The organism is Alloiococcus otitis ATCC 51267, assembly GCF_000315445.1.
Taxonomy (GTDB): domain Bacteria; phylum Bacillota; class Bacilli; order Lactobacillales; family Carnobacteriaceae_A; genus Alloiococcus; species Alloiococcus otitis.
Map to the genome: position 1 here is coordinate 1 of NZ_JH992960.1, position 17,069 is coordinate 17,069.

The 17,069-nt window shown below is 45.8% G+C and carries 12 protein-coding genes, 2 tRNA genes and 2 rRNA genes; 12 read left to right on the plus strand and 4 right to left on the minus strand.

Annotated features, from left to right (window positions below):
• From HMPREF9698_RS05995 to HMPREF9698_RS06040, 10 genes are all read left to right on the plus strand, one after another.
• Positions 1-1,507 (plus strand): 23S ribosomal RNA (locus HMPREF9698_RS05995); the annotation flags it as partial.
• 72 nt (positions 1,508-1,579) lie between these two features.
• Positions 1,580-1,695 (plus strand): 5S ribosomal RNA (rrf, locus tag HMPREF9698_RS06000).
• Between the two features lie 34 nt (positions 1,696-1,729).
• Positions 1,730-1,801 (plus strand) — tRNA-Asn (locus HMPREF9698_RS06005).
• Between the two features lie 134 nt (positions 1,802-1,935).
• Positions 1,936-2,008 (plus strand) — tRNA-Thr (locus tag HMPREF9698_RS06010).
• 750 nt (positions 2,009-2,758) lie between these two features.
• Complete coding sequence (locus HMPREF9698_RS06015; RefSeq protein ID WP_003778329.1) at positions 2,759-3,199, plus strand: hypothetical protein; 441 nt, start codon at positions 2,759-2,761, stop codon at positions 3,197-3,199.
• Positions 3,196-4,413, plus strand: coding sequence for a hypothetical protein (locus HMPREF9698_RS06020; protein ID WP_040292689.1), 1,218 nt, complete (start codon positions 3,196-3,198; stop codon positions 4,411-4,413). Before HMPREF9698_RS06015 ends, HMPREF9698_RS06020 begins: the two co-directional genes overlap by 4 nt.
• Entirely contained in the window at positions 4,410-5,057 is a 648-nt protein-coding gene (locus tag HMPREF9698_RS06025; protein ID WP_003778332.1) for an ABC transporter ATP-binding protein, read from the plus strand. Before HMPREF9698_RS06020 ends, HMPREF9698_RS06025 begins: the two co-directional genes overlap by 4 nt.
• A 503-nt stretch (positions 5,058-5,560) precedes the next feature.
• Entirely contained in the window at positions 5,561-6,565 is a 1,005-nt protein-coding gene (argF, locus tag HMPREF9698_RS06030; protein WP_003778339.1) for an ornithine carbamoyltransferase, read from the plus strand.
• Positions 6,566-6,657: 92 nt separating this feature from the next.
• Entirely contained in the window at positions 6,658-7,626 is a 969-nt protein-coding gene (arcC, locus tag HMPREF9698_RS06035) for a carbamate kinase (RefSeq protein WP_003778341.1), read from the plus strand.
• Between the two features lie 216 nt (positions 7,627-7,842).
• Positions 7,843-9,252 carry a CapA family protein gene (locus tag HMPREF9698_RS06040; protein ID WP_003778343.1) on the plus strand — a complete coding sequence of 470 codons (1,410 nt, stop codon included), beginning with the start codon at positions 7,843-7,845 and terminating at the stop codon, positions 9,250-9,252.
• 97 nt (positions 9,253-9,349) lie between these two features.
• On the opposite strand, the gene HMPREF9698_RS06045 is transcribed toward HMPREF9698_RS06040, so the two are convergent.
• From HMPREF9698_RS06045 to HMPREF9698_RS06060, 4 genes are all read right to left on the minus strand, one after another.
• Entirely contained in the window at positions 9,350-10,690 is a 1,341-nt protein-coding gene (locus HMPREF9698_RS06045; RefSeq protein ID WP_003778346.1) for a cyclic 2,3-diphosphoglycerate synthase, read from the minus strand.
• 424 nt (positions 10,691-11,114) lie between these two features.
• Positions 11,115-12,296 carry a M20 metallopeptidase family protein gene (locus tag HMPREF9698_RS06050; RefSeq protein ID WP_003778348.1) on the minus strand — a complete coding sequence of 394 codons (1,182 nt, stop codon included), beginning with the start codon at positions 12,294-12,296 and terminating at the stop codon, positions 11,115-11,117.
• 397 nt (positions 12,297-12,693) lie between these two features.
• Complete coding sequence (locus HMPREF9698_RS06055) at positions 12,694-14,619, minus strand: heavy metal translocating P-type ATPase (protein ID WP_003778350.1); 1,926 nt, start codon at positions 14,617-14,619, stop codon at positions 12,694-12,696.
• Between the two features lie 204 nt (positions 14,620-14,823).
• Positions 14,824-15,147 carry an ArsR/SmtB family transcription factor gene (locus HMPREF9698_RS06060; protein WP_003778352.1) on the minus strand — a complete coding sequence of 108 codons (324 nt, stop codon included), beginning with the start codon at positions 15,145-15,147 and terminating at the stop codon, positions 14,824-14,826.
• 261 nt (positions 15,148-15,408) lie between these two features.
• Here HMPREF9698_RS06060 and HMPREF9698_RS06065 point away from each other — a divergent pair, with 261 nt between their 5' ends.
• Entirely contained in the window at positions 15,409-16,119 is a 711-nt protein-coding gene (locus HMPREF9698_RS06065; RefSeq protein WP_003778354.1) for a DUF969 domain-containing protein, read from the plus strand.
• Positions 16,120-16,121: 2 nt separating this feature from the next.
• Complete coding sequence (locus HMPREF9698_RS06070; RefSeq protein WP_003778356.1) at positions 16,122-17,045, plus strand: DUF979 domain-containing protein; 924 nt, start codon at positions 16,122-16,124, stop codon at positions 17,043-17,045.
• Positions 17,046-17,069 lie beyond the last annotated feature (24 nt).

Sequence of the window (17,069 nt, forward strand, 5' to 3'; positions counted from 1 at the left end):
GGCGTAAGCGATGGTCAACAGGTTGATATTCCTGTACTTCTTTCTTTCGTTTGACTGACGGAAGGACGCAGGAGGCAAAGAGTAGCGCGCTGCTGGACTAGCGCGTCCAAGCTAGGAGCTAGGTGAGGAGTGAAAGGCTTCGCACCGACGGTGACTAGTGATGGGGAGGGAAGAAGAGTACCGAAGGATCGGCGTCACACTGCCAAGAAAAATTTCTAGGGAGAAAGAAAGGACCCGTACCGCAAACCGACACAGGTCGTCGAGATGAGTATTCTAAGGTGAGCGAGTGAACTCTCGTTAAGGAACTCGGCAAAATGGCCCCGTAACTTCGGGAGAAGGGGCGCTGACGCAAGTCAGCCGCAGTGAATAGGCCCAGGCGACTGTTTACCAAAAACACAGGTCTCTGCTAATTCGAAAGAAGACGTATAGGGGCTGACACCTGCCCGGTGCTGGAAGGTTAAGTGGACGTGTTAGCCCAAGCGAAGCACTGAAATGAAGCCCCAGTAAACGGCGGCCGTAACTATAACGGTCCTAAGGTAGCGAAATTCCTTGTCGGGTAAGTTCCGACCCGCACGAAAGGTGCAACGATCTGGGCACTGTCTCAACGAGAGACTCGGTGAAATTATAGTACCTGTGAAGATGCAGGTTACCCGCGACAGGACGGAAAGACCCCATGGAGCTTTACTGTAGCTTGATATTGAGTGTTTGTACCGTTTGTACAGGATAGGTAGGAGCCAAGGAACTCTGGACGCTAGTCTAGAGGGAGGCATTGGTGGGATACTACCCTAACGGTATGACCCCTCTAACTCGCCACCCTAACCGGGTGGGAAGACAGTGTCAGGTGGGCAGTTTGACTGGGGCGGTCGCCTCCCAAAGTGTAACGGAGGCGCCCAAAGGTTCCCTCAGAATGGTTGGAAATCATTCGCAGAGTGTAAAGGCAGAAGGGAGCTTGACTGCGAGACAGACAAGTCGAGCAGGGACGAAAGTCGGGCTTAGTGATCCGGTGGTTCCGCATGGAAGGGCCATCGCTCAACGGATAAAAGCTACCCTGGGGATAACAGGCTTATCTCCCCCAAGAGTTCACATCGACGGGGAGGTTTGGCACCTCGATGTCGGCTCATCGCATCCTGGGGCTGAAGTCGGTCCCAAGGGTTGGGCTGTTCGCCCATTAAAGCGGTACGCGAGCTGGGTTCAGAACGTCGTGAGACAGTTCGGTCCCTATCCGTCGCGGGCGTTGGAGATTTGAAGAGAGCTATCCTTAGTACGAGAGGACCGGGATGGACGCACCGCTGGTGCACCAGTTGTCATGCCCATGGCAGAGCTGGGTAGCTATGTGCGGGAAGGATAAGCGCTGAAAGCATCTAAGCGTGAAGCCCCCTTTAAGATGAGATCTCCCATTCCAAGAAGGAAGTAAGACCCCTGAGAGATGATCAGGTCGATAGGCTTGAAGTGGAAGTGTAGCGATACATGGAGCGGACAAGTACTAATCGGTCGAGGACTTAACCACGCAAGTGAGTAAGTGAGATTTCGGTGGCGTTGACGGTTCAACTAGTCAGTTTTGAGAGAACAAGGCCGGATGTGTGGTGATGATGGCCAGAAGGACCCACCTGTTCCCATGCCGAACACAGTCGTTAAGCTTCTGAGCGCCGAGGATAATGCAGGGTTTCCCTGTGTGAAAGCCGGACGTTGCCACGCTTTCCTTTTCTTTTATCATTAACATTTTGATGATTCCGCAATAGCTCAGTGGTAGAGCGCGCGACTGTTAATCGCGTTGTCGTAGGTTCGAATCCTACTTGCGGAGCTTTTTCTTTCCAGGGAATAGTCCTAACAGGTTAAATCGGATAAAAGTAAAGGATTTGTAAAATATATTTATATAAACTTCTTGAATTGACTTTGGAATTTGGTATAATAAATTTTGTTGAACTTTCTAAATATGCCGCTTTAGCTCAGTAGGTAGAGCGCATCCATGGTAAGGATGAGGTCGCCAGTTCAATCCTGGCAAGTGGCTGTCTGACAACCTATAAGAAGTGGTTGTATAACCCACAAGCGTTGGTATAATAGCGTTTGTGGGTTTTCTTTTTCTAAAGAAAGAACTAGAAAGCAGTAGAATGAAATATTTTTTGCAATGATTTTGCAGTAATAAATTACTCCTCCTAAAACCACCAATTATTTATTTTTGTTTGAAATCTACAATTTAGATCAAAGATGTAAAATTATTGTAAATATTCAAAAAAGCAATTGATTTTTTTAGACAATCATCTATAATTTTCTTATCCATAAAATTTTGTTATTTAGAAAATGTGTACTACTCAGTTCTCATTGGTATTTAGTCATATTAAAGAAGGAGAGTATCATGAAAAATAAAGTTAAAAATTTGCAGGTGCTGTTTTAGTCGCTCTATTACTCGGTGGAAATTCGATTACAGTTTTTGCAGCTCCACAGGTGTTTGGTAATAAATATAGTGGAGCATCTACTGAAGAGGTTTTGCAAATTAGATATGATGGGGCTGCATGGAATTACAAACAGTCACCTTATAAGAGTACTTCATTTAGATATACTCGAAATGGTAAAGTATTATTACAAAGAACTGCTTTTAATGGAAAAGTAACTGGTTCAGTGTGGGATGACATTCGGTGGGGTAGCAAATTTACAACAAAATTTTCTTGGTGGCGTGGACCTCGAAAATAATATGGTGGAATGATGTTGCTACTAGGGGAGCCATACAAAATTTAATGTTGGTGACATGAAGAGGTGATTTATGAAAGGCTCTCTTTTTCGCTATGGCGACTTAATAGAAGCTGGCTTAGTCTTTTTTACCTGCCTGATAGTGACGGTCATTTTTGCTTTTCTGGATCAAAATTTTCAAGGTGAAGCAAGCTATCTGGCTGAATTTGTCTTCAGTATTTTAGAACACCAAGAAACAGTTGCCTTAGCCCTAACCCTCTTAGCCCTTATCTTCATTTACCAATTTATTAAACGGCGGCAGCTTGAAGTCCGCCTCCGCTTCTTAGTTGGGGCGAGAATAAATATGATCCGTTTGGGCTATCTTTGCCTCTTGCTGGCTTCCTTATTCACGGCCTTCTTTCTAACTATCTGCCTAGGACTCCTATTAAGTCTTAGCCTTCAGCTTACTATCGAAGTCTTTTTATTCCTATTAGTATACTGCCTTGTCAGCATGATTTGGGTGAGAATCGATTGAAAACTTTAATATTTTTTATCAAGGATGTTTTTTTGAAGCGCTGGCTCCCCCTTCTGGGTTTCCTTATTGTCCTCTTTATGGCCAACTTGCTCTTATTTACAGGAGTCCGGTCACTTATATCCACCTACCAAGGCTTTCGTGAAAATGCATTTTTGCTTCAAGATGGTATTTTTATTAGCAATATAGACCCTGAGAAAAATGCCCAGGTGGATTATGACCAGATTGATCTTGACCAAACTCAAAAGGTCTATGACTACTTAGAAGACCATACCCATTACGGGATTGAAATGTTTGGTTATACCACTGACCTAGCCAACCAGGATGAGATGGATGTCTTGGTCAATTATGTCAACCAGTTAGGCTTTCAATTAAGACCACTTCCAATCGCTGAGGGAGAAAGTTTAAATTTTGAGGATGGAAATCCTAAAGGGGTCTTGGTTGGTGCTGGTCTGGCCCAGGATTACCCGATTGGTTGTCATTTTGACTTTGACAACCCTGTGACTGGTCAGAGGGAAGAAGTATTTACCGTAGGGATCTTAGAGACCAATGCTTACCGGTCAAACCTTTACGCTTTAAATTCTAAAAATTACTTCAACTATACAGTTTTTTATCCCCTAACCCCTAACTTTATCCAGTCATCAACAAAAGACCTTCAGGTGAACGCCCTCAATGACCTCATCCTAACCCAGTCATCCAGAAAAGAGGCTGACCAGGTGAAAGATTTGATAAAGGCAACAACCGGGCTTAGTTATAATTTTTTTAGTCAAGCTCGTAATACCGCCTACTTCCAGGACTATTATAGCCAATCGATTGCCTTTATTTTGGGCTTAACTTTACTCGTGATGATTCTTGCCATCTTTTTGGCCATCTGGATTAATTCGGTTAGTATCCGCCTAGCGATAAGGGATATGACCCTCCATATGCTGGTAGGCTTGACCTACCATAGACTCCGCCTCATCCTCTACCAGTTCTATGGTATCTTGTTAGCCATCGTCATGCTAGTTCTAACCTTATTCACTTCTTACAATCGCTATACGACGATCTTCCGCAAAGATGCTATCTTTGCCAGTTTAGGCTTTCTCCGCCTGGTTGATATAGACTGGGCTGCCTTAGGAATTGTATTGCTGGTTAACCTCCTCTGCCTGCCCGTGATTGTGGAAGTCATGATGGCTAAAATCAAGCGGAAGTCAATCTCTTTGGGGGTGTTCGAATGACACAGTTAATTGAACTTAGCCTAAAGCAAAAGCGTTTTAAGAAAAATAAACGAGTCATTTTAAAGGATTTTCAACTTTCTGTTTCAGCTGGGGACAGTATAGCGGTCATGGGAGAATCTGGTATTGGCAAAACTTCCCTCCTGAATATACTAGGCCTGATCGACCAGGATTATGAAGGGAGTTATAAACTCTTCGGTCGGTCAGCCAAGGCCTATTCTGCCAAAGACCAGGCTCAGATGCGAAACAACCGTATTGGCTTTATCCTCCAAGAAAATGCCCTCATTCCCTCGCTTTCAATCAAGGATAACATCTGTCTGCCTTGGCTTTACTGTCCGAAAGACAAGCAGGACCAGGTATTTTTTGACGAGTTGATCAGGCGTTTGAAGCTTGATGACCTTCTCAGTCAAAAACCTGGCGAATGTTCGGGAGGTCAGCGGGCCCGGGCCGTTATTGGACGAGCGGTCTTGATGAAGCCGGACCTCATCTTGGCAGATGAGCCAACTGCCTCCTTAGATGAGGAAAACAGACAAGAAGTTTTAGCCATCTTAAAGGATTTAAACAGGGACTTTAAGGCAAGCCTCATTACCGTTACCCATGATCACGCAGTCGCACAAAACCACCGTAAAATTTTAAGGATGGTGTAAAATGGGATTTATCGTCATGGTTTTTTCATTTCTTTTTGGAATGGCTTTTGTCGCTTTCAGTATTCATTTTTACAGGGAAAACCAGAATAACTTCTACTTGCTTTTGACCTTGCTGGGAATTTTGCTTATTCTTTTTGCTGTTTACCTAGCTGTCTAAGTCTTTGTCTGCAAATTATTGACCTAGTTTTAAGCATAACATGCCAACCATTCAATCCATCTCATTTGATAGATCCTAGACCTTTTTAGGGAGGTTTAGGGTCTTTCTTTTTGTCATTTTTCCCCAACAGAGCCAGTAGACCAAGCAAATGAGAAATCCTTATCATTTAGCCTGTTAACTTTTTAAAATATATTTTATAGACACTTGTTATAATCAAAAAGGACTTGGGAGGAGCGATTGGAAAAAGTCCCCCAAGAATGGACCTAGGATGTAACCAGGAGCTAAGCTTTAACTATAGCCTAGCCCCTAATTGACTGAAGGCATGTAGAAGTAAAGGAGAATGATGATGTTTCAAGGAAGAAGTTTATTAAAAGAAGTTGACTTTACACCAGCAGAAATTGAATACCTGATTGACTTTGCCATCCACTTGAAAGACTTGAAAAAACGACATATTCCCCATGAATACCTAAAAGGGCAAAATATTGCCTTACTGTTCGAAAAATCTTCAACCCGGACCCGGTCAGCCTTTACGGTTGCTTGTAATGATTTAGGAGCCAATCCAGAATTCTTGGGTGCCAACGATATTCAATTAGGCAAGAAAGAATCCGTTGAAGACTCAGCCAAGGTCTTTGGTTCCATGTTTGATGGGATTGAATTCCGCGGTTTTAAACAAGAAGACGTGGAGAGCTTGGCTAAATACTCTGGTGTGCCCGTTTGGAATGGCTTGACCGATGAATGGCACCCAACCCAGATGATTGCTGACTTTATGACCATTAAAGAAGAGTTTGGTGAATTGAAGGGCAAAAAATTAGTTTACTGTGGTGATGGTCGGAACAACATGGCCAACTCCCTAGTGGTAACTGGGTCTATGCTTGGTGTGGATGTCACCATTGCTTCTCCAGAGGAACTCTTCCCCAAACAATCTGTGATTGATTATGCTGAAAAATTTGCGGCAGAGTCGGGCTCCACAGTGACCGTTACTGCCGACATTAAAGCAGCAGTGAAAGATGCAGATGTCCTCTATACGGATGTTTGGGTCTCAATGGGGGAAGAGGACCAATTTGAAGAACGGATTAACCTGCTCCAACCTTACCAGGTTAACAAAGACCTCACTGATCTGATTGAAGGGGACTACATCTTCATGCACTGCTTGCCAGCTTTCCACGATCAAGATACCCGGATTGGTCGCCAGATAGCTGATCAACATGGGATTAAAGAAATGGAAGTTACCGATGAAGTCTTCCGCGACAGCAAACATGCGAGACAGTTTACAGAAGCGGAAAACCGGATGCACTCTATCAAGGCGATTATGGCAGCTACCAACGGCAACCTGTTTATTCCTAAAGTATAAGTTTAGCTTTCATGAGAACTCGGCTTAGCTTCTTGCAAGCTACAGCAAGTAACTAGACTGAATACTTTATATTAGCGAAGGAGAGATGACTTATGGCAAGGAAAAAAATTGTCGTTGCTCTCGGTGGCAATGCCATCTTGACCGATGACCCCAGTGCACAAGGGCAAAAAGCAGCCCTCCAGTCGACAGCTCAACAGCTCGTTGCTTTAGTCCAAAGAGGGGACGACCTTGTGATTACCCATGGCAATGGTCCCCAGGTTGGCAACCTCCTCTTGCAAAACTTAGCAGCAGATAGTGCCGACAATCCAGCCTTTGAACTGGATAGTTTGGTAGCTATGACCCAAGGCTCAATCGGTTACTGGTTGCAAAATGCCATGCGGAATGAACTCAATCAATTGAGGCTGGACAAAGTGGTCTCCACGCTGGTCACCCAGGTATTGGTGGACAGAGATGACCCGGCCTTTCAAGACCCTAGTAAACCCATTGGCCCTTACTACACTGAAGACCAGGCGCAAGCAAAAATGGCCCAAAGCTCAGCTATCTTTAAAGAAGATGCTGGCCGGGGCTGGCGTAAGGTTGTCGCTTCACCGACTCCCCTAGCCATTAATGAAATTGAAACGATTCGAAAGCTAGTTGACGACCAACACATTGTGATTGCCTCTGGGGGAGGTGGGATTCCAGTTGTCCAAGGTCACGACCGAACCTTCCACGGTGTTGAAGCGGTTGTCGACAAGGATGAGGCCTCCCAAAGTTTGGCTAGCGCCCTTGAAGCTGACCTTTTCCTGGTTTTAACCGGGGTCGACCATGTCTATATTAACTTTAACAAGGAAGACCAGGAAAGATTAGACCAGGTCAGCTATGCTGAACTGGAAAAACACATGGCTGATGGCCAATTTGCTGCAGGTAGCATGCAACCCAAGGTCCAAGCCTGCATGGACTTTGTCAAAGCAAATCCCAATAGTCAGGCAGTGATCACTTCCTTAGACAACTTGGAAAACTTCCTCAATGGTGGAAGTGGGACCCTAATCCAGTATGAAGCCAAAGAGTTTTTAGAAGCCTAATATGAAAACTTGGCATGGTCCATTAATTAGTTTTGGCCAGACCAACTATTGCCTAAAATGAGATTGAAAAGACCGCAAGCTCTCCTGCTTGCGGTCTTTTCTCTTGGTCCAAGCTTGCCTAGAAGTCATAAGGATAAAAAGTGCTTGAATTCCAGTTGAGGTCATGTCATCATAGTAAAGAGTGATAGGAATAAGATTTATTTGGAAAGTGGTGGCATGTTGAAGCATTCAAAGGATAATACTCAAGGTAACCGGTCAAGACTGTATATCCTTGGAGGGTTCTTCGTCCTTGTCATTTTGGCCATTGTCTTTCACTACATTTGGAATGCTAACCAGGATGACCAAAGTCAAGACCAGCTGGCCGAGACAGAAGTAAGCCAAGCAGACCAGGAAGTTAGGGACCAAGAAGCTAGTGACAAAGGAACCACCCCTGAAGCTAGCAACCAAGAGAGAGACCAGGTAAGGGATGAAAAAACAGAGCTTCGAATATCCCTGGTAGGGGATGTCATGGTCCATGGACCGCAGTTAGAGGCGGCCTATGATGAAGTAAGTGGCCAATACGATTTTGACCCGACCTTTGCCCCCGTTGCCCCCCTGATTGAAGAGTCTGACCTAGCCCTGGCCAACTTGGAAACGACCTTGCCGGGAGAAGAATTTGGTTACACAGGCTACCCCCTCTTCGCAAGTCCAGATTCCCTGGTAGATGCCTTGCAAGAGTCCGGTTTTGATGGTTTGTTCACCGTCAATAACCACTGCCTAGATACAGGTGTCCAAGGCCTAGAGCGGACAGCCCAAGTCGTTGAAGACAAGGGGATGGATGCCATTGGGACCTTCCAGGATCCGGACCAAGCCCGGGTCCTCCACAAGGATATTGAAGGCATTAAAGTGGCCATCCTAGCCTATACCGAAATGGTCAACCCTTCCCAATTTACGACGGAATCGCCTGAAGACATGACTCCTTACCTGAATTTGCTAAGTGAAGACCAAATTTTAGCTGACCTAGACGAAGTAGAAGAGGATACGGACTTTACCTTGGCCTATGTCCACTGGGGCGAGGAGTACACTGATCAACCGACTGCTAACCAAGTTCATTATGCCCAGTTTTTAGCCCAAGCTGGAGTTGATGCGGTCATCGGCAGTCACCCCCATGTCATCCAAGAAACAGAGGTCATTGAAGGAGACCAAGAGGAGACCTTTGTCCTCTATTCCATGGGCAACTTTGCTTCCAACCAGAGAGTGGAAGCCCTGGGTCAGGATTATGCAGCTACCGAGGATGGGGTTATTGTTAGCTTAAACTTGGTCAAAGACCCCGAGACAGGGAAAGTAGACTTGGCTAGTGTAGACTACGATCCGACTTGGGTCTGGCGCTATGAGGAGGGTGACCAGTATGCCTACCGGGTCTTGCCGATTGAGTCAACCTTAGAAGAAGACTTACCGCAGGATGTGGTCAGCCGGATGGAAGCTTCCTACCGAAGAAGCTTGGAAAGGTTGGAGCCCAAAGCCGACCAAAACAAGGAATCTGAAAGCCAGGTTAACCCAGATGACCCAGAAGCCGGTCAAGATACAGAAGACCAGTCTAGCCCAGACGATCAAGAAAGTGACCAAGAAATGGACCAAGTTGCCTAAAGCAAACCAGGCCTAGTGGAAAGACTAGGCCTGGTTTTACTTATACTTGCACTATCCTTTAACTGTTTCAGGAAAAGATAACATGCTCCATATTATCTTATTGTTTGACTTCTTGAGCCACAAATTGGTCTAAGACCTGGTTGATGGTTTGGCCACCGACTTCATTTAATTCATAGTGGACCCGGGTGTGGGGTTTATTGATGTTAATGACCCGGCTGAGGTCAATAGGGGTCCCGATGATGACGGTATCACAGTCTGTTTGATTAATGGTTTCTTCTAAGTCTTTGAGTTGCTGGTGGCCATAGCCCATGGCAGGGAGTAGCTGGCCAATGTCTGGGTATTTTTCAAAGGTGTCTTTTAACGACCCTGCCAGGTAGGGGCGGGGGTCGATAATTTGGCTTGCTTCAAAACGCTGGGCTGCCACGGTACCGGCCCCAAATTTCATTTCCCCGTGGGTTAGGGTTGGACCGTCTTCAACGATGAGGACTTTTTTATCCTTGATTAAGTCGGGGTCATCTACACTGATAGTGGACTCGGCCTTAATAATCTGGGCCTGGGGGTTAACTGTTTTAATATTGTCTTCCACCGTTTGGATATCTTCAGACTTGGCAGAATCCACCTTATTAATGACAGCCAGATCAGCCATTTCCAAGCTCACTTGGCCAGGGTAGTAGCTAATCTCATGGCCAGGTCGGTGGGGGTCAGCAATGGTAATGGCCAGGTCAGCATCAATAAAGGAGAAGTCATTGTTACCACCGTCCCACAAGATAAGGTCACAGCCGTCTGGGTCGTTTTCGGCAGCGTCCAGGATAGCTTGGTAATCTACACCGGAGTAGATGATATTCCCCCGGTCAATATGGGGTTCGTATTCTTCCATTTCCTCAATGGTGCAATCATACTTGTCCAAGTCAGCTAGGTCAGCATAACGTTGGACTTTTTGAGCCACCAGGTCACCGTAAGGCATGGGGTGGCGAATAGCGACCACTTTTAAGCCTAAGTCTAGCAAGTGCTCAATGACCTTGCGGGAGCTTTGACTTTTACCAGACCCGGTTCGGACAGCGCAGACAGAAATCACTGGTTTCTTACTTTTAAGGCTGGTGTGCTTAGGTCCCATCAACTTAAAATCGGCTCCTGCACTATTAACCTTTGCAGACAAGGCCATGACATCATGGTAGTTGACGTCACTGTAAGCAAAGACACATTCATCTACATCGAATTCCTTGATTAAGTCAGGCAATTTCTCCTGGGTATAAATGGGAATGCCGTCAGGGTAGAGGTCTCCAGCTAGTTCTTTTGGGTATTTTCGGTCGTCAATGTCGGGGATTTGGCTGGCGGTAAAAGCCACCACCTGGTAGTTGGGATTGTCGCGGTAAAAAACGTTGAAATTATGAAAATCTCGTCCAGCTGCACCAATAATGATAATCTTTTGTTTTTCCATTTTTACACAACCTTTTCTAGTCAAAATAATGCTTTTTACAAGGCCCTAGGGTATAAAAAAATCCCACCCCTAATTGCTTAGAGGTGGGACTAAAGTCTCACGGTACCACTCTAATGGGTCTCCAAGATCCATCAATGCTTTGGCCTTGTTCAACCCACTCTGTCTTTAACCGCTAGATAGCGGGGTTAGTTGCCTAACCAGTCTCCAAAGTACGGTTCAGTTAACTAGACAACTGCAAGCTTCCACTCTGTCTTGCATCGCTGTGAAGTCCGGTAAACCTACTCTCTTTTTCATCGACTATTTTTATTAAAAATTCAGTATGATTTAATTAGCTAGCTTGTCAGTTATCTTAACACCGGTTTAAGATGAAGTCAAGGCCTACACTCAATCTTTTTCTTGCCCTTGACTAGAAAGGAGGACTGCTTTAAGCCTGGTCTTCCAACCAACGTGTTGCAATGTGAGACAGCATAGCGGAAGCTTTTGGCAGGATTTCTTCCCCGAAAACGACTTTTGGGTGGTGGACAGGGTAGAGTTTGCCATCTTCGGCATCCGGGTTAGGTGTCAAGATATTGAAGAAAAAGGCTGGAACTTGGTCAGCATAGTAGGCAAAGTCTTCTGAAGCGTGGACCTGGCCACCCTTGTGGATGTCAAACTCCCCTTGAGAAATTTCTTTGAGGTAAGAGATGGCTGTTCGAGAGAAGTCACCATCATTGACTAGGACTGGGCAGTCGGAGAGGAGTTCAAATTCAGCACTTCCCCGGTAAGCTTCGGCAATTTTTTGGACAATTTCGGGTAGCCGTTTTTTGATATAGTCCTTACTTTCGTTGGAAAAGCCTCGGACAGTCCCTTCTATGACAGCCTCACCCGGAATCACATTAATAGCTCCCTTGGCAATGAATTTCCCCATGGTCAAGGTTGCACTGCGGTCAAAGGGGAGCTCCCGGCTCAATATTTCTTGGGCTCCGTTGACGATTTGAGCCCCAATCATGACTGGGTCCACACCTAGATAAGGGGTTGCACCGTGGGCTCCCTCCCCTTTAATCCGGATGCGGAAGTTGTTGGCAAAGGTCATCCAAGGACCTTCCTCAACAACTAGGATCCCTTGCTCATCAATGTTTGGGGCAACGTGGAGGCCTAGTGCCACATCAACTTTTGGGTTTTCTAAGATACCGGCATCTACCATAGCCTTGCCCCCGATCAAGAGTTCTTCAGCTGGTTGGAAGATGAACTTGACATGTCCCTTCAGCTGGTCTTCGTTTTCCTTCAAGAGACGGGCAGCAGTTAGCAAGACAGTGGTGTGCATGTCGTGACCACAGGCATGCATGTAATCATTTTTGGAGGCAAATTCTACCCCTGACTCTTCTTTGATCGGCAGGGCATCCATATCGGCCCGCAATAGGATGGTCTTACCGGTGTCTGGGCCAATCAAGGCGGTTACCCCATTTTCTCCAATATCTTCTGGCTCCAGTCCATATTCTTTTAATTTTTTCTTGATAAATTTAGCCGTCTCCTGGGTTTCAAAACCGGTCTCTGGGTTCTGGTGGAGGTGACGTCTGGTGGCAAGCATTTCGTCAAAATGGCTTTGGGCTTCTTTTAAGTAATTCATGGCTAATTCCTTTCTATTTTTGGATTTGCATTTTAAAGGGCTTACAATTTCTTGGACGACTTTCAGCCTTCTTTAGCTTGGTCAGTAGTCAATCTTAAGTAGACTCCAATGTCAGTAAACTTTGGCCACTCAAACAAGTATGGCTTAGCTCTCAAGCAATAAGGGAAGGTTAGCAGCCTCTTAGGCTAGAAGACCTCCTTTTCTTGTAGATCCTCGATTTCCTTAATCTCAACCAAGGGGCTAAGGCATCTTTATTTATAGTTTAAAATTATTAGCATTATTTGTCAACGCTTTCATATACAAATTAAAAACCAGCCTAGATTTTGATGGCTAGGCCGGTTTGCTAGTCTGGGTCAATTAGGAGGTTCTCAAAATTCTGTTATCTTTTTGCTTTGGCTTAGCCTGGCTTGTTTTTTCCTGGAAGGGTTTTGAGCAAGCGGAGGCCGTTTAGAATGACCAGGAGGGTAGAGCCTTCATGGACTAGAACACTGAGGGTCATGGTAAGGGGACCCAGTAAGCTGGTGGTAATCAAGATAGCGACTACTGCTAGAGCCAAGTCAATATTTTGCCAGATGACCCTGTCCATTTTTTGGCTGACCTGGTGGGCCAGTCCCAGGGTGGAAAGGTCCTGGTTCATTAGGACCAGGTCAGAAACATCAATGGCTATATCGGTTCCTTGGCCCATTGCAATTCCGACTTCTGCCTGATTGAGGGCTGGGGCATCATTGATCCCGTCTCCAACCATGGCAAGTCGGCCAAATTTTTCTTGTTGTTCCTTGATAAGAGCTGCCTTGTCCCCAGGCATTACCCCAGCATAGTAATTGTCTATCCCCAAGCTTCGGCTAATGGCTTGACTGGTCTCCTGGCTGTCACCACTGATTAAAGTGGTATGGACTCCAGCTTGTTTAAAGTAGTCGATCACTTCCTTGCTGGATGGTCTGATCCTATCCATGAGGGCAAACAAGCCAATGACCTTGTCGTTTAGACTAAGGTAGACCACCGTTTTACCCTCTTGAGACCAGACTTCCTTTAACTGGCTAATTTTGGACTCAGCCATTGGGAAGGAGTCAGGCCGGCCGATTCGGTAGTTGTCTCCCAAATAGTTAGCAGATAGGCCGCGACCGACTTCCTGGTCAACCTGGATATTTAAACTTTCTTGGTCTGGAAAGTAGTTCACAATAGCCTGGGCTAGGGGGTGGTTGCTTTCCTTTTCCATGGCAGTAAAAATTTGGATCAATTTAGCTTGGTTTAAGTCGGGATTCAAATAGTAGTCGGTTAATTCAAGTTCTCCCTGGGTTAAGGTCCCGGTCTTATCGAAAGCGATGGCATCGATGTCAGCAAGTTGGGACAGGTAGTGACTTCCTTTGGATAGGAGGCCTGACTTGGCTAGGTTTGAAGTTGCTGACAGGGAGGCAGATACAGTGGCAGCAGCCAAGGCACAAGGGGAGGCGGCTACCAACAAGACGAGACCTCGATAAAGACTCTCAGGCCAGGTTAAGTTAAACAGGACGGGGCCTAGCAGGGCCAAGAGGAGGGTAATGGCAAGGACAGAGTTGACATAGATTGGTTCAAAATAGTCGATGGTTCGGGCCCGTTTGGTGATATGGTCTTGGTTTTGGCTAACCAGGTCTAGAATTTGGGCGAAGACGCTATCGTCACTAACCTGGCTGACTTCCATGGTAAAAGTGGCCTGATTGTTGATGGTTGAAGCGTAAACCGAATCACCCGGTCCTTTTTCCTGGGCTAGGCTCTCACCATTGATGGCCGATTCATCAATAGCTGTTTGGCCTTTGACGACAAAGCCATCAAGGGGAACCTGGTCTCCCTTTTGGACCTGGACCAAGTCCTTGACCTGGACCTGGTCGACTGGAACCAAGTCGATTTCACCTAGGCCATCTAAACGTCTAGCCAATTTGGGGGTCAGCTCAACTAATTTGCTAATTTCTTTTTTACTTTTGCCTTCAGCATAGTCTTCTAAAAAATGGGCTCCTGCAAAGATCAAGATAAGGAGGGCCGCCTCCAGCTCTTCTCCCAGGAGGATGGCCCCCAAGCCAGCTAACCCCATTAGGATGTGGGAGTTGGGTTTAAATTTTTGGGCTTGGATTGAATCATGGTAGGTTTGACTGATGCCTTCTCCGATAACCTGAAATCCTGCACTTAGGCAAGCCAAGCTATAAAGGAGGGCTTGCAGGCTAGGGTGATTGGTCAGGAATAGGCCGAAAATAGCTAGACCTAAGCCAATAAAATAAAAAATGACGGCTAGGGAGCTGTGTGGGTGGTGATGGTGGGTTGAGTGTGTCTTGCTGGCAGTATGGGTAGCCATGTCTATTCTCCTCATCTAGTAGTAGCGTTTATTTCTTTATATGAACATATTATCATATATAAATATTACCAGCAAGAGGAATAAGAAAATCCCCCCAGCTTTTTAAAATGCTAGAAAAGTGGGGGAAACTATTGGCCTTGTCATGATTTGAAGTTTGGGGTCTGGTGAAATTTAAAGGGCAGTCAAGACAAGAGAATTAGCCTATCAATCGTGTAAGGCATGCTCGATAGCCTTAGACAAGAGGTCCAAGACATGTTGGTCGTCGGGGGAATAATAGAGGCTGGTAGCCTCTCGTCTTTTCTTGACTAGGTTCAGACTCTTTAAATTCCGCAGTTGGTGGGAGACGGTGGATTGCTTAAGGTCAAGGGTGTCTGCTATTTCATTTACCGAGCACTCATGGTGGGCGAGGAGGTAGAGGATTCGAATCCGGGTTGGGTCGCTCAAGGCTTTAAAAGTCTGAGCTACTGTCTCTAAACTTTGGGAGCTTAATTCACTGAAAGCTTGGTCTTGGCTTAAATGGTCAGTCATCAGTTTATCCTTTCCTGTCTAAGTTTATTTACTAATTAGGCTAAATCATAATCATTACTAGTATAGCATATTTCTTTCCTTAGTAATATGTCTAGACTTCAATCCTAGCCAAGAGGGTCCGGCTAAAACCAATAGGATCTCTTATGGGATAGAATTAAACGATAAAGCCTTTTAGTCGTTATTTTAAAACAATTGTTAGCCTATCCTTGTCTTGTTTTCCTAAATAGGCCAAATTATAATAGGGGTACTGGAGGGATTAATATGGAATTAATTAGATTGATAGGGATCCTTATTATTGTAATTGGATTCGTTCTAAAATTAGATACCATTGCTGTAGTCCTCATAGCAGGCCTGGCCACTGCCTTGGTATCTGGCATCACCTTTACTGAGTTCTTAACCTTATTAGGAGAAGCCTTTGTTTCCAACCGCCTGGTGTCCATCTTCTTCTTAACCTTACCCATGATTGGATTGGTTGAACGCTACGGCTTACGCCAGCAGGCAACCAAGCTTATATCGGGTATTAAGGGGCTAACACCGGGTCGCTTCTTGTCGATTTATATGTTTGCTCGGGAACTAGCTGGATTCTTTTCGGTCCGGGTTTATGGCCACCCTCAATTTATTCGGCCCTTGGTAGAACCCATGTCCCAGTCTTCCGTCCGGGCTAAGTACGGGGAGCCGACTCCGAATCTTAAGGAGAAAATTAAGGCTCGGTCAGCTGCCATGGAAAACCTGGGGAACTTTTTTGCCCAAAACACCTTCGTTGCCGGCTCCGGTGTCCTCTTGATTGCAGGGACTATGGAGTCTTTGGGCTACCAAGTCTCAGCCGTCAGTGTGGCCCAAGCTTCAATTCCGGTAGCCTTGATTGCTTTAGTCTTTGTTTTGCTTTCTAACTATTTACTGGACCGCAAAATTGACCGAGCTTACAAGGGGAAAGAGCCACAAGTGCCAAAAGAAAGTGAAAGAGAGGCTTAACCATGGAAGCAGTATCTGAATACTTAATTGAATTTTTCTTTGTTTTAACCGGCTTGCTCATGGCCTATACTGGTGTGCGGGTGGCCATGGACCAAAACCACCCAGCCCGGTTTGGGACTGGCCTCTTTTGGTTAATTCTGGCTGCCACTTTTGCCTTGGGCCAAGTCATCCCCTATGAAGTAACGGGGGTTTTAATCTTGATTATGGGGGGATTGACCCTCTTCAACCAGGTTAAAATTGGTCCAATTACCACTGCTTCCGAGGAAGAGTCAAAGGGCCACAGCGACCGTTTGGGCAACCGGATTTTTATCCCAGTTGTCTCTTTAGCTCTTATAGCTATTTTACTAGCCCAATTTACCCCCTTGGATGGCCAGGCTGGGATTGGGATTGCTTCTATACTAGCTATTTTGATTGGTGTTTTGGTAACCCGGTCCAAGTTTAAGACAAGTCTGGATGAAGGGGACCGGATGAACCGGCAAGTTGGAACAGTGGGTATCCTGCCCCAACTCCTGGCTGCCTTGGGTGTCATTTTTACGACAGCTGGGGTAGGGGAGGTTATTTCTTCCCTGATTTCTGGAATTGTACCAGCGGGTAGCCCCTTGTTGGGAGTTACCGCTTATGTCTTGGGTATGGTGGTTTTTTCCATGATTATGGGCAATACCTTTGCAGCCTTTACCGTTATCACAGCAGGGGTTGGGATCCCCTTTGTCATTGCCCAGGGAGCAGACCCAGTCATTACTGGGGCTTTGGCTATGACAGCTGGCTACTGTGGGACCTTAATGACTCCGATGGCAGCCAATTTCAATGCCTTGCCTGTAGCCCTTTTGGAGATGGACAATCCCAATAGTGTCATCAAGGAGCAAGTTCCTTATGCCTTGGTTATGATTGTGGTCCATATCCTCCTCATGTACTTCTGGGCTTTTTAGTTAGATAATGAATAGGAAAGGAAG